Raw genomic sequence first — 14,721 nt, 5'->3', positions numbered from 1 at the left:
AAGGAATTAAATATCTTTACAAGCCTTGATTACGTTTTATGATGAAACACGCATATTCAATTTTTATCACTTAAATAAAAATAACGAACAGCTTGTACACCTTAAAAGTCCATAAACACAGACACATGAAAAAAAACCTAGCCATATTCCTTACACTATTCACAATAGTTGCATTCTCACAGCAACAATATCAAAGTTTACTCTGGAAAATTACAGGAAACGGACTCGAAAAACCTTCTTATCTCTACGGCACCATGCATGTGAGCAAAAAAGTAGCTTTTCGCTTAGATGATGTTTTTTATAAAGCTTTAGAAAAAAGTGATTGTATTGCTTTAGAATCTGACCCAACCACGTGGCCTGGATTTAATTATGAAATGATGCTAGGTCAAATGGCAGCTTACAATAATTACAGTACTGATTTTTACACAAATCTTTTCAAGCTAACGCACCCTGAAGAAATGGCAATTAGAGGTTCGGTAAGAATGGATAATAATGCGGTAAACGCTTATTTATATAGAAAAAGTAGTTCTTCAGATAATTTTGAAGAAGAAACGTATTTAGACATGTTTATTTTTCAAGCCGGAAAAAAACATAATAAAAAAATATACGGCTTAGAAGATTTAGCCGAATCTAGATACCTAACAACCAAGGCAGCTTATAATGCTAATAAAAAAGAATTAGATCCATGGGTACAAAAACTATATGCTAAGGAGAATGCTTATTTAATTCAAGAAAATTTATATAGAGATAGAAATTTAGACCTTTTAGATTCTATAGGAGCTGGTGTAAACACCGAATTCTACAGAGAGAACATGCTATATATTAGAAATAAAAATATGGTGATTTCTTTAGAAGAATTGATGCCAACCAAATCGGTATTTGCAGGTGTTGGTGCTGCACATTTACCAGGAGATCAAGGCATGATTAATATGTTACGAAAAAGAGGCTATACAGTAAAAGCCCTGACCTCAGAACAAACAGATTACAGCAAAACGGAAAAGATAAAATTAGACAGCCTTTTTGTAACACCAATACTTAAAAAACACAACACTCCAGATGGCTTTTTAAGTATTAATACCTACGACAAATTACGCGAATTCTCATATGCAGGACAAAAATATTACCTAGATCCAGATATGACAAATGGTGCTTATTTAACCATCAATAGAATTAGTCGTTTTACTTATTTACCAAACGAAAAAGAACATATTACCCTTAAAGATATTGATCATTTATTATATGAAGATATTCCTGGTGATATTATTAAAAAAGAAGAATTAACAACCCCTTATCCCGGAATAAGCATCGTTAATAAAACAAAAAAAGGAGAATTTCAGAAGTATCATATTTATCAAACTCCTCTAGAAATTATTATTATAAAATTTGCAGGTCGAAGCGATTTTGTTCTAAAACATGAAGCTAAAATTTTTAATGATATTACATTAAAGACTCCTTCAAATACCAATCAATTGTTTGTATCGCCAAACAATAAGTTTCAGGTAGATTTCCCAGAGTATTATGTTTCTAGCAATATGCATAATTATGGCAAAAAATTAATAGAAGGTTATAAAAATGATGCTTATTACTTTGTTGAAGAAGCTGTTTTAAACGACCTTTCTTATATTGAAGAAGATAGTTTTGAAGCCAAATATTTTCATCATGCTTTATATAAAAATTACAAGCTTATCGAAGCAAAAGGTGGTTTTAAAGCTGGTGATTATAAAACTTATGAATCATATGCCGTTTTAGATTCTACAACCCATAAAAACTTATATTTAAAAACCATAGTAAAAGATGGTAGCTACTACCTTTTAGGTTATGTAGGCACAAATGCTGAAGATAAAAACGCCTTTTTTAAATCTTTTAAATTCAACAAAACAGATTATAGTAATTTTGAAAAAGTTGCAGATACCTCTTTACATTTTTCAGTAAGAACCAATGCTAAAGCACCAACACCTAATCCTTATGGCTACAATTACAACGGAGGAACAAAACCTAAAGATTACGAACAAACTATAAAAGAAACCATTTATTCTACACATGCCAATGAGCAAATTACGGTTTCAAGAACAAAGTTTCATGATTTACAAATGTTTCATAATGTAGATAGCCTTTGGAAAGAATTAGAAGACAAAGTAAATTATAGAGCCTATTATTACAATGGATTAAAAGCATTCAAAATCGCCAACCGTTCATCATCTAAGACCGACTCTATATATACACACCGTTTTAGTTATACAGATTCAACTAGTGCCAAGCAAGTGTTGGTAAAAAACATATTAAAAGAAGGGGTGCTTTTTGAATTGAAAACGTTAGTGGATTCTATAAGTGGTCCTTCTAAATTTGTAACTGAATTTTACGATTCATTCACACCTAAGGACACTCTTTTAGGTAAAAATGTACTTCAAGATAAAACAAAACAGTTTTTTGAAGCCTTAAGAGCCAACGATAGTTTAGTCTTTGAATCATATAATCTTGTAAAATTCAAAAAACACAACAGCAAAGACATCGTCTCTATTCTTAAAGATTTTGAGTTCGATAAAGAGCGACTAAACATAAAATCACATTTAGTAGAACAACTTATTGAAATTGATTTAAAAAACAATTTACCATTTATAAAACAACTGTATCACGATAGCTATTCTGATCCTCAAACCCAAACCTCTATTTTAGAAGGGCTACTTCAATCTAATAAAAAAGAAAATTATAAAATTGCCTTAGAACTTATGGAACGCGATTTACCATTAGGAAGCGTTGGCTCAATGTTTTACAATTACTATAAGAAAGATTCTTTAGAATTAAAAGCGTCATTATTTCCAAAAATTTTAGAATACAGTACCATATCAGAATACAAACAACCACTTTACAACCTATTAGCGAAAGTTAAAGATAGCGGATTGGTAAAACCAAAAACCTATAAAAAATACAAAAACCAATTGATTAATGACGGTAAAATGGAAGTTAAACGTAATTTAGGTAACTACAATTATGGCTATAACACCTACTCTTATGAGTTAGCGACCTATGTAAGACTTATTTTCCCTTACAGAAATGAACGCACCGCACAAGATTTCTTTGAAAAACTATTGAATGTAGATGATACAAATGCTTTAGTGAAATACTATGTATTGTTGACTGAAAAAAAAGAAACCATTCCATCTAAACTGGTAGAAAAACTATTAGAAGACGAAGAAAATCAACACTTGCTATTAGAGGAATTAGACGAAGCAAAACTTTTAAATAAGTTAAAATCTATAAATATTGATCAAAAGCAATTTGCAAAATCCAAACTTTTATCCGAAGCCAATTACGAAAAAGATAAGGACTCTATTCAGTTTCTTTTTCAACGCAATTTCGTAACCGATAAGGGCAAAAATGCAGTAATGTATTTTTTTAAGATTGATAAGGACGATGAGTACGCTGGCAAGGTTGAAGCCTTACATTATATCTCATTTATTAAACCAAAAGACCCAACACAATTGGTGGTAAACTACTATTCTAAATCTGAAAGTTATGGTACTATAGTAGATAAAACTAAGGAGTTAGAAGAGCAATACATTGAAATACTCAACTTAGCGATTTACAAAGACCGACAACGTGTAACGCCAAGTGAACGTGATGGGTATTATGATTATTAGTAAATTTTTTATGTATATAATTAATATAAATTAACCTCAAGCTAAATCATTGCTTGAGGTTATAATAGTTTTAAAAGTATGTAGACTATTCCTGTTTAAAAATATTTGAGCGACTTTTACCATCAGCTTTTTTTACACTTCGAATATTATCAGAATAATAAATTCCACTATCTATTTCTTTAATATCTAATTCTAAGATTACTTTCTTTTTTTCTTTGAATAAATCAACTTGTCTGAAATGTTTAATTTTTTTATATTCATTTTCAGATAGATATACTTCCATAATTGAGTCAGCACCAAAATGTAAATAAATATGTGGTAGTTTCAACATTTCTAGTTCATCAAGTTTTAAAACATGTTTACTTAGTAAATAATTTTGATTTTCGGTATTTGTTCTACCATTATTCTTTGCTTCTTTATTAAAACTAGATACAATACTATCTGCTCCGTTAAGAATCTCCCTATATAAATTCTCTTTTGCACCATATGCACTCGTAAAAGATATAGACCTAAATGATAAATTGGCGGTAACTGTTTTATTCTTTTTTTTACACGAACTTAATACAATACAAAAGCAGAAGAAAAATAATATTTTTTTAATAGTCTTGAAATTCATATTTAATTATTATTTAGTTACAGTCCCCATTATTTTCAGGAGAAATTCAACCATCTTCATTCCTAGTTATTCTATTAGGAAAATTAATATTCCTTATTGTTTCTAAAACAAACCATTATTAATAATAACCAAAAAACAAAATAAGGAATGATGCTTATCATCGCTATATTACTATAATTGCTTAAAGAATTTGGATTATTTGATAACAATAACAGAATAAAAACTAACGGCAATAAGATACTTAGCCATTTAAAGGTTCTTTCAATCATTAAAAAAAGAATATTAGCATGAGCTATAATCGTAGCGAAAAATATTAAATAATCTTTAGTATTTTCTTTGTTGAATCCATTAGAAAAAATTTCAAAAACAGCACCGAACTCTATCAAAAAATAAGGTAGAGGAATAAACTTCTCACTATTTGTATCAATTAATATTACATATGAGCTAAGAAATAAAAGTATTACAACTAATGTCCTAGTGGTTTTCAATTTGTTAAAAGATATAATTTTCATTTTATTTTTAATTACAGTTTGATGTAGATGTTCTTGGGCTATTATTGGATTCATTTTCTAATACTTCTAATTGAATATTTGAATCAGCTTCAAACTCTTCATCGACCAAGTCAACTCCATATTGCCCTGGGGACAAACCAATTATAGGTATTGCACCTGTTACAACAAACCACCTATATACGGAAAGATTGGGTGTTAAAGTTAGACCTAGATTTTCAGCAGCTATTACATGTGCCATAGTTGTACAATTGGCATCGTTTAAATCATAATTAGCATCTTCTAAAGCTATTAAATCTTCTTTTATGTCATCAAACTGTCCTTGATTAACACCTGTAAACGATAAACTAACATCATATTCATGCTCTTGCCCTTCTATTCCATTATCCTTAAATGTACCTGCTCCTTCAAGATCAGTAGCATCATCTAAATAAGTATTGTCTGCAGGGTAAAAACCAAGTGTTTTTGTTGTACTAGTTCCATCTGTATTATTCTTAACAATTGAAAAAAAAGTATGTCCAACATCGCCTGTTGATTCTGACAATGGCCATTTAATATCAACCTTAACAACTGTGTTTTCGCCAGCTTCTGGTTGATCAACGTACATTATAAATTCATAATTATCTGCTATTTTACCATCATTAAAACAATCTAAATAGTCTTCCATGTCTTCAATAACTGGATCCTGATTATTTTGATCATAGACGAAATCTTCCATGAATTTATCTGGATTTTCATCATAGTGAGCCTCAAACAAATCCTCAATAATCCCTTCATCATTTAGATTATTATGCACTATATCATCAAAAATATCCGCATTCTCAGGTACAGAAGCTGGAATAGCTGATGCTTGAGAATTGCCAGAAAGATATAAACTCTGTAAATAATCTATAGACCAATCTACAAAAGCATAGCCTTCAGTATTATTGTTAGTAGATAAATACATATTAAATGCGCGCTCTAAATGATAATAATTATTTAAAAAACTTAAATCTTCCGAGTCTATTAAAGATACCATTTCATTTCGTAATTTACTTCTCATAGGAAGACTTATTTGTGTAAGTGCCCCTTGCTCTAATAGGCTTACTTCTACATAATCAGGATGATTTGGATCATAGAGATTATTATCTGGGTTTCCTCCCCAACTAGTACCTCCACCTCCTCCACCTCCTGCAGATGTGCTACCAGAATGATCTATATCATCATCTGTACTAGAAGGACTACCTGGACAATCTTTCTGTACAGTAACTGTAATATGTGTAGTTTCTGGATGTGAACAAGTACCATCTGCATGAGCCGCTTGATGATCTGGATGAGATCAATGCACCTGAAAACCAACTGTTTCATAAAAAACACAAGGTCCTCTTCCTAATAACCCAGCAAAACCTTCTACACTTTCTACAATAGGTTCATTTACATATTCAATAGGATATTCTCCTTGTTCTATTAATAATAATTCGCTATCCGTTAAATTATACGTATATATTAATGAAAGGTAACTATCCATATCATTATGCTTAGCCAATACAAGGTTTTGCACAACATTAGGGTTAATATCTGTACTTTTCACTGTAAACGTATAACTATGGCTAACTGGTCCTTCAATGTATTTAACCGAAGTGGTGTCTATTATAAAATCATCTTGAGTTGCTTCAGATGATTTTCTTTGTAAACCATTACTGATCGTTGTTGAAAAATTGGATAGAAGACCAGAAACCTTATATGGATGTTTAACATCTCCCACAGAAATATCCTCTAGAATTATACTTCTAGATTGGTTAGTTTCTAATTCTATGCGTTCTTCTTTTTCGCAACTGTAATTTATTACTAGTAATAATAAACATATTGTAATACTAGAAAGCTTGTTCCTCATAATTATTTTTGATTTTTAGTTTCAAGCAATATTATGACCAGTATTGTAATTGAGTGTACTGTATATTAAGATAGTTAAAGATTTCGGACAGCTTTTCTATATTCTGTAGGCGTTTTATTTGTAAACTTCTTAAATGCTGTGTAAAAACTTGTTTTAGAATTAAAACCAGACTCTAAACCGATAGCAGTAATTGTATAATTACCATAGTTATCATCACTAAGCATCTTTTTTGATTCTTCAATTCTCATTTTATTTACAAAATCATTAAAATTTAAGTCTGAATTTTTATTAATTAATTGGGAGACATAACCTTCGCTGAGATTCAAAATAGAGGCAATATGTTTTAATTTAAAATTTGGATTAAGATATAAGTTACCATTAACTATTAATTCTTCTAAATTACTAAACAATTTATCGGTTTTCTTAATTGATTGAATCTCATTAACCGATACTGTCTTACGTTTTCTTATGCCAATACGCTCTTTTAAAAGTTTAGAATTATTCAAACCTACATAACCTAACCAATAGACGAGTATTGATGTTCCAATCCATAAAGGATAGAAAACATATGATTTATTTAAATCGTATGCAACAACAATTATTATAGCAACTAGCCAAAAGAAACAAGTTAATAAACCAGTGTAAATTAAATCTTTTAACCATTTAATTTCAGACTTAACAATGGCAAACTCAAAACTATCATCTGCTTCGTAAGTAACAATAGTTTTGTATGAAAGGTAAATTAGAAATACATTGAAAGCAACTGAAAAAAACTCTATATAAACAAAAACACCTCTACCAAAGTGGGATGGTATTTCATAAGACTTATTAATTACCACTTTATATAAAACTTGGATAATATGAATTATCAATACAATAAAAAATGGAGAAATTAGTATTGCCTTTCCCTTATTTGCAATTTTTGACATACTAATATAGCGTTTAACATACATATAAAACATCGGTAAAATTAACCAATGCCATGGTATGTAAACATATTCAATAATGGGATATTTATTAATCAAGCCAGTATCTAAAACCCAATATTGAAGATTACTAAGAGAAAGAAAAAGAACAACTAAAGCCAAATATAATGTGTTGCTTGTAATATGTTTCTTCTGGCTTGCGACAGAAACACTAAAAATAATACCATGGATAACGCCTGATATAATTATAATATTAAAGACATTGAGATTAAGCTGAGACATAAATAAAATTAGAGTTGGAAGATATAATTTTTAAATTAATTTCCACTCATAATATACTTCTTAGGCGTAGTCCCAAATTTCTTTTTAAAAGCTGCAATAAAGTGGCTTCCTGTGCTGTAACCTACCTTTAGACCTACTTCGTTAACATTATAATCGCCAGATTCTAAAAGCTTACGAGCCACTTCCATTTTATAATCAAACAAAAAACTAAAAACAGAGTCACCATAAATCTGTTTAAACCCTTCTTTTAATTTTTTAAGACTTAAACCTATATCATCAGCAAGTTCCTGTAATGTTGGTGGTTCAGCCATATTAGCTATAATGATGTCTTTCGCTTTTTTAAGTTTAGCCACATTAACCTCATCAACTAAAAAAGGACATTGCTCAATATCTGCATCTTCACTTCTATTAAAAAACAGACTCAACAATTCGTAAGCTTTTCCCTTAAAGTATAAAGATTTAATAGAACTATTAAGGTTAAAACTAATCATCTGATTTAAAACTACAGCAATAGATGGTGAAATTTTACCATCTTTATAATATTTTTTATCCTTATTATCATCCGTTAAAAACGTAACATAATTAGCATCATCAGAAAATAACGAATGGAATTTTTTAATAGAAATCACCAAAGAAACTAACCAAGAATGTGGTTTTAATTCTAAATGAATGGGTAAATCGCGTTGTGGATTATAAAGCAACAATGATGTCTCTTCTGCTATATTCAACGTATAATTGCCTTCATTAAACATAAAAGCCGCTGAACCCTTAATACAAAAATGAAATTGTATATAACTGCTATCAATCTCACGCTCAACAACTTTAGGAATATCACCATCATTCTTACTTGTTAATAAAATAAAGCCGTCTTCAATACTAATTTCGTCAAAAGTACCTTCAGCGTTACTTTTAGGAAGTAATTTTTCTAATTTCATTTCAATGTTATTTAGACTCGTTCTAAACAAAGACTGTAAAAACCCTTGGTTTCACTACAAAAATATGATATTTATCATGTTTTTGTTAAAAACCATCCTAAAAAACCACAATCGATACTTTAAGTTCTTCTAGCGTTGTTTTTTTATAAATATCAAAATTACATTTGCGCTGTTACTTTCCATAGTCAGGTAAACGAGTAAAGCAACACATGCCAAATAGAAGCAAATATTTTTACGCAATAGGGCTCAGCTATCAAAAAGCTGATGCGCAAGTACGTGGTCATTTTAGTCTAAGTGATGATGCAAAACAAAACGTTTTGTCTCAAGCCAAGCAAAATGGTATAGAAAGTCTTGTGGTGATATCTACATGTAACAGAACAGAACTTTATGGTTTTGCAGAACATCCTTTTCAATTGATTCAATTGTTATGTGAAAACACAAAAGGCACTGTTGAAGAATTTCAAGAAGTAGCATACGTTCACAAAAACAAAGAAGCCATTAACCACATGTTTCGTGTTGGTTCTGGTTTAGATAGTCAGATTTTAGGTGATTTTGAAATTATCAGTCAGCTTAAATTTGGTGCAAAAGCCTCACGTAAAGCAGGCTTATTAAATTCATTTACGGAGCGTTTAGTGAATTCTGTAATTCAAGCGAGTAAGCGCATTAAAAACGAAACGGAATTATCTTCTGGTGCAACATCGGTTTCTTTCGCCTCTGTTCAATACATTATGAATAATGTAGAAACGATTTCTGAAAAGAATATTCTACTCTTCGGAACAGGTAAAATTGGAAGAAATACTTGTGAAAACTTAGTAAAACACACTAAGAATTCGCACATAACTTTAATAAACAGAACAAAAACTAAAGCTGAAGAAGTTGCTGGTAAATTTAATCTCGTTGTAAAAGATTACGAAAATTTAACGGAAGAACTTAACGCTTCAGACATTATCATTGTTGCTACTGGCGCGCAAAACCCAACAGTTTACAAATCTTTAATTTCTACAAAAAAACCATTATTAGTTTTAGATTTATCTATCCCTAAAAATGTAAACGAAGATATTACAGAACACGATAATATTACGTTAGTACATTTAGATGATTTAGCTAAAATTACCGATGATACTTTAGAAAAACGCAAAGCATTTATTCCAGATGCTGAAGCGATTATCTTAGAAATTACAGCCGAATTTAATGCTTGGTTAAATACCTTGAAATTTGTACCAACCATACAGGCTATAAAACATAAATTGACAGATTTTAAAAATTCTGAATTCAATACACAACGCAAAAAATTAGCTGATTTTAATGAAGACCATGCTGAACTGATTACTAATAATCTCATTCAGAAAATCACTAATCAGTTTGCACACCACTTAAGAGAAGACAGTAATTCTTCAGATGAAAGCATTGAGCTTATCAAAAAAATATTCCAGTTAGAAACTACCGATAATGTCTAAAATAATTCGCATTGGCACACGCGATAGCCAGCTCGCTATGTGGCAAGCAAAAACTGTTCAATCTCAACTTGAACACTTAGGTCATAAAACTGTCCTTGTCCCAATAAAATCAACAGGAGACTTAGTGCTCGACAAACCGTTGTACGAACTTGGTATTACAGGGATTTTTACAAAAACATTAGATATTGCAATGCTTAAAGGCATTATTGATATTGCGGTTCATTCACTTAAAGATGTACCAACCGTTTTACCAAAAGGTATTATTCAAGCCGCAGTTTTAAAACGTGGAAATATTAACGACACCTTAGTTTTTAAAACAAACGAAGAGTTTTTATCAGCTAGAGATGCCGTTATCGCAACAGGAAGTTTAAGACGACGTGCACAATGGCTCAACCGTTATCCAACACACACAATTGTTGGTTTACGAGGAAACGTGAATTCTAGATTAGAAAAACTTGAAGAAAATGAAGATTGGGATGGTGCTATTTTTGCAGGAGCAGGTTTAGGTCGCTTGAATATTACACCAGAAAATTCTATTAATTTAGGTTGGATGATTCCTGCACCAGCACAAGGTGCTATTATGATTACAGCTTTAGAGTCTGATGAAGAAACAAGAGAAATTGTTGCAGAAATCAATGACGAAGTTACTCAAATCTGTACCTCTATTGAGCGCGAATTCTTAAACCGTTTAGAAGGTGGTTGTACAGCACCAATTGGAGCTATTTGTTATATAAACAAAGAAGAAGAGGTTAATTTTAAAGGAATTCTTTTAAGTAAAGATGGTACCAAAAAGATTGAAGTAACTAAGGTTGCTGCTTTAGGAAGCCATCACAATATTGCAGAATTCTGTGCTGATTATATTATAGGAAAAGGTGGTAAAATATTAATTGACGAATTAACACAAGGCGACAAAATAACCAACATCTATTCCACTAAAAAATTAACTAACGACCAGGCAGCTAAGTTTCATGACGATGTTGTTGCACAAAGCAACGATTCTGTAAAAATTAATCCTAATCGATTAACAAAAAGCATCGTTCGTAACGAAATTGAAAACGTCATTATTACAAGTCAGAATGCTGTTGAAGCCTTATTGACTAACTTTTCGGCTGTAGAATTACAATTCAAAAATATTTATTGCGTCGGTAGAAAAACGAAGCGTTTAGTAGAGAAAAAAATAGGAAAAGTTAAGCATTACGAACAGTATGCTAAAGATTTAGCCAATCATATGGTTGAATTTATGGATGGTTCTGAAGCCACATTTTTCTGTAGTAATTTAAGATTGGATACCATTCCAGATATTTTAGAAGAAAACAATATAAAAGTCAACGAAGTTGAAGCTTACGAAACTAAGTTTGATGCTGAAAAAGTAGAAGGCGATTTAGATGGTGTAATGTTTTACAGTCCATCTACAGTTCAAAGTTTCTTAAAACAGAATAAAGCAAAAGGTATTGCATTTTGTATTGGCGAAACTACAGCAACAGAAGCAAGAAAGTATTTTGAGGAAGTTCGCGTAGCGAAAGTTCCATTGGTAGAAAGTGTTGTTGAATTAGTAAATGAATTTTACGTGTGATTGCAGTTGGCTTTTAGCCGTTGGCCTTTAGCATTACTATTATGAAAAGTCAAAAGCTGAAAATATGAGAAATTTTAGGACTCTTGAAATTTGGAAAAATGGAATTGAACTAGTAAAACAAGTTTATGTCCTTTCTCAGCAATTACCATCAGAAGAAAAGTTTGGTTTAAGAAGTCAAGTTACAAGAGCAGCCGTTTCAATTCCATCGAATATTGCTGAAGGATGCAGTAGAAATAGTGATATAGAATTTAAACGATTTCTTGAAATAGCAATGGGTTCTCTTTTTGAAGTTGAAACACAATTAATTATTTCTCAGGAACTCGAATTTATTCCTGAAGAAAATTTAAAAGTCATTTTTGAACTTATCCATAAAGAGGCAAGAATGATAAATAGTTTAATAAGCAAGATTAAAAACAGCTAATAGTAAGTGGCCAAAAGCCAAAAGCTAATAGCCAAAAGCCAAAGGCTAACATGATAAAAAACGATTTATTCCTAAGAGCATTAAAAGGTGAAATAGTAGAACGTCCACCAGTTTGGATGATGCGTCAAGCAGGTAGATACTTACCAGAGTTTATGGAAATCAAAGCAAAGTATGATTTCTTTACACGCTGCCAAACACCAGAATTAGCAAGTGAAATTACAGTACAACCGATTCGTCGTTATGGTATGGATGTTGCTATTCTGTTTTCAGATATTTTAGTGATTCCTCAAGCGATGAATATTGAAGTACAAATGAAGCCTAATTTTGGGCCTTACTTACCAAATCCTATCCGCTCTCAAAAAGATGTGGATAATGTAATCGTTCCTGATGTAAAAGAAGCTTTAAACTATGTTTACGATGCTATAAAAGCAACCAAAGAAAAACTTAATGACGAAATTCCGTTAATTGGTTTTGCTGGTTCACCTTGGACAATTTTATGTTACTGTGTGCAAGGACAAGGTTCTAAAAACTTTGATAAAGCCAAAGAATTTTGTTTTACAAATCCGATTGCTGCACATCAATTATTACAGAAAATTACAGATACTACAATTGCTTATTTAAAGGAAAAAGTAAAAGCTGGATGTAATGCTGTACAAGTTTTTGATTCTTGGGGAGGCATGTTATCACCTGTAGATTATCAAGAATTTTCTTGGCAATATATTCAACAAATCATTGATGCGTTAAAAGACGATGCACCAGTTATCGCTTTTGGTAAAGGGTGTTGGTTTGCTTTAGATACTATGGCTAAATCTGGAGCGTCTGCTTTAGGTATAGACTGGACGTGTTCTGCACGTAACGCACGTTACCTAACAGGAGGAAATATTACGCTACAAGGTAACTTTGACCCAACGCGATTATTTTCGCCACCTGCAGAAATTAAGAAGATGGTTACTCAGATGATTAACGACTTTGGAAAAGATAAATACATTGTTAATTTAGGCCATGGTATTTTACCAAACATACCTTTAGAAAATGCCAAAGCATTCATTGATGCTGTTAAAGAATATAAAGCAGAATAAGTTTAATTCTCTATTATTGTAACTTAAAACACCTTTTAACGTCTTTTAAGTATAGCCAATTAAAAACAATAATATGATTAATAACATATTAAAAGGTATAAAAGCTTATACCGGAACTTTTGCTTTAATTTCTCAGTTAAAACTTTGGAAATACTTCGCCATTCCTATTATTATTAGCGTTGTAACAGCCTTAATGATTGGGTTATCTGCTTACGGATTATCTGACAACATTGGACGTTTTATTGCTAACATTTGGCCATGGAAATGGGGAAGTGAAACCTTCACCTCAATTTCTACCTTTATTGGTGGCATTGTTGTTATTGCCACTGGCCTAATTCTATACAAACACATCATCATGGCTTTTTCTGCGCCATTTATGAGTCCGGTTTCAGAAAAAATTGAAGCACATTTAACAGGTGTAGAAAGACACAACCATAGAAAAACGTCTTTTCAAGAACAATTATGGAGAGGTATTAGAATAAATATTAGAAATTTAGGAAAAGAATTACTCTTTACAATACCTCTATTACTATTGAAATTTATTCCAATAGTCAATATATTTTCAACCGCATTATTGTTTTTATTACAAGCCTATTATGCAGGTTTTGGTAATATGGATTACACTTTAGAACGACATTTTAAATATAAAGAAAGCATCAATTTTGTTGGAAGACATAAAGGCATTGCAATTGGTAATGGTATTGTTTTCATGCTCTTTTTATTAATTCCGGTTGTAGGTGTAATTTTGGTTTTACCAATGAGTGTAACAGCTTCTTCAATAAATACCGTAAATCTATTAGAACAAGAAAATTCTCTAAACCACAATAGCGTCACAGTATGATGGTTGCAAAATTTAATGATTTCGAAATAAACCCAATACATAAAGGCGACGCTTGGAAGGTTTGTGATTTGTGTGTGGCCAATGCAGATAGATTAAAACGCTATTTTCCAAAAACCTTAGAACAGAATTTAAACCCAACCTTATCTCAACTATTTGTTGAAAAAATGGTAAAACAGTTTGAAGAAAAAGAAACGTTTTTATTCACTTTAAAACATTCTGAAACTAGAGAACTCGCAGGACTTATTTATATCAAGGAGCTCGATTGGAACATAAATCAAGGAGAATTCGCCTACTGCATTGGTTATCCTTTTGAAGGGCAAGGCTTAATGTCTAAGGCGATTGATAAACTATCACAACATGCATTCACTAATTTAGGTCTAGAAACGCTTCAAATTATTGCACACAAAGACAACTTATCAAGCGTAAAAGTGGGTTTAAACAATGATTTTAAATGGATTAAAACTTTAGTCAATGAGTTTACACCAAATGGAGAAGCACCTTTGGATATGGAGTTATATGAATTATACAGACCTAGCAGGTTTTAAAAATCTAATAGCAAATGTCACAATCC

Annotated in this window: 12 protein-coding genes; 7 read left to right on the top strand and 5 right to left on the bottom strand. The window is 31.2% G+C overall.

The annotated features are described in order from the left end of the window. Positions 1-125 precede the first annotated feature (125 nt). Positions 126-3,638, top strand: coding sequence for a TraB/GumN family protein (locus tag DFQ10_RS01230; RefSeq protein WP_115815610.1), 3,513 nt, complete (start codon positions 126-128; stop codon positions 3,636-3,638). Between the two features lie 85 nt (positions 3,639-3,723). On the opposite strand, the gene DFQ10_RS01225 is transcribed toward DFQ10_RS01230, so the two are convergent. The 5 genes from DFQ10_RS01225 to DFQ10_RS01200 form a co-directional block, all read right to left on the bottom strand. Continuing rightward, positions 3,724-4,254 (bottom strand): hypothetical protein, encoded by a 531-nt coding sequence (locus DFQ10_RS01225; protein WP_115815609.1) that lies wholly within the window; start codon positions 4,252-4,254, stop codon positions 3,724-3,726. 519 nt (positions 4,255-4,773) lie between these two features. Beyond that, on the bottom strand, positions 4,774-5,805 hold the full coding sequence (locus tag DFQ10_RS01215) for a hypothetical protein (RefSeq protein WP_115815607.1): 1,032 nt from the start codon (positions 5,803-5,805) through the stop codon (positions 4,774-4,776). A 276-nt stretch (positions 5,806-6,081) separates the two neighbouring features. Then, positions 6,082-6,636 (bottom strand): hypothetical protein, encoded by a 555-nt coding sequence (locus DFQ10_RS01210; protein WP_115815606.1) that lies wholly within the window; start codon positions 6,634-6,636, stop codon positions 6,082-6,084. Between the two features lie 74 nt (positions 6,637-6,710). Further along, entirely contained in the window at positions 6,711-7,844 is a 1,134-nt protein-coding gene (locus DFQ10_RS01205; protein ID WP_115815605.1) for a helix-turn-helix domain-containing protein, read from the bottom strand. Between the two features lie 35 nt (positions 7,845-7,879). Continuing rightward, the gene (locus DFQ10_RS01200; RefSeq protein WP_115815604.1) at positions 7,880-8,779 is read right to left on the bottom strand and encodes a helix-turn-helix transcriptional regulator; all 900 of its coding nucleotides are present in this window, start codon (positions 8,777-8,779) and stop codon (positions 7,880-7,882) included. A 209-nt stretch (positions 8,780-8,988) separates the two neighbouring features. Here DFQ10_RS01200 and hemA point away from each other — a divergent pair, with 209 nt between their 5' ends. From hemA to DFQ10_RS01170, 6 genes are all read left to right on the top strand, one after another. Then, positions 8,989-10,236: a glutamyl-tRNA reductase gene (gene hemA / locus DFQ10_RS01195; RefSeq protein WP_115815603.1), complete on the top strand. Its 1,248-nt coding sequence runs from the start codon at positions 8,989-8,991 to the stop codon at positions 10,234-10,236. Beyond that, the gene (gene hemC, locus DFQ10_RS01190; protein WP_115815602.1) at positions 10,229-11,809 is read left to right on the top strand and encodes a hydroxymethylbilane synthase; all 1,581 of its coding nucleotides are present in this window, start codon (positions 10,229-10,231) and stop codon (positions 11,807-11,809) included. Before hemA ends, hemC begins: the two co-directional genes overlap by 8 nt. 64 nt (positions 11,810-11,873) lie before the next feature. Then, positions 11,874-12,230: a four helix bundle protein gene (locus tag DFQ10_RS01185; RefSeq protein WP_115815601.1), complete on the top strand. Its 357-nt coding sequence runs from the start codon at positions 11,874-11,876 to the stop codon at positions 12,228-12,230. A 50-nt stretch (positions 12,231-12,280) separates the two neighbouring features. Further along, complete coding sequence (gene hemE, locus DFQ10_RS01180; protein WP_115815600.1) at positions 12,281-13,309, top strand: uroporphyrinogen decarboxylase; 1,029 nt, start codon at positions 12,281-12,283, stop codon at positions 13,307-13,309. A 73-nt stretch (positions 13,310-13,382) separates the two neighbouring features. After that, positions 13,383-14,150: an EI24 domain-containing protein gene (locus tag DFQ10_RS01175; RefSeq protein ID WP_115815599.1), complete on the top strand. Its 768-nt coding sequence runs from the start codon at positions 13,383-13,385 to the stop codon at positions 14,148-14,150. After that, positions 14,147-14,695, top strand: a complete 549-nt coding sequence (locus DFQ10_RS01170; RefSeq protein WP_245940579.1) for a GNAT family N-acetyltransferase — start codon at positions 14,147-14,149, stop codon at positions 14,693-14,695. The genes DFQ10_RS01175 and DFQ10_RS01170 overlap by 4 nt, the downstream gene beginning before the upstream one ends. The last annotated feature ends 26 nt before the right edge of the window (positions 14,696-14,721 follow it).

It is taken from the genome of Winogradskyella eximia (assembly GCF_003386165.1).
In the GTDB taxonomy this organism is placed as follows: Bacteria; Bacteroidota; Bacteroidia; order Flavobacteriales; family Flavobacteriaceae; genus Winogradskyella; species Winogradskyella eximia.
Note: the sequence above shows the minus strand (reverse complement) of the source record. Positions and strands in the feature narration are given on the sequence as shown.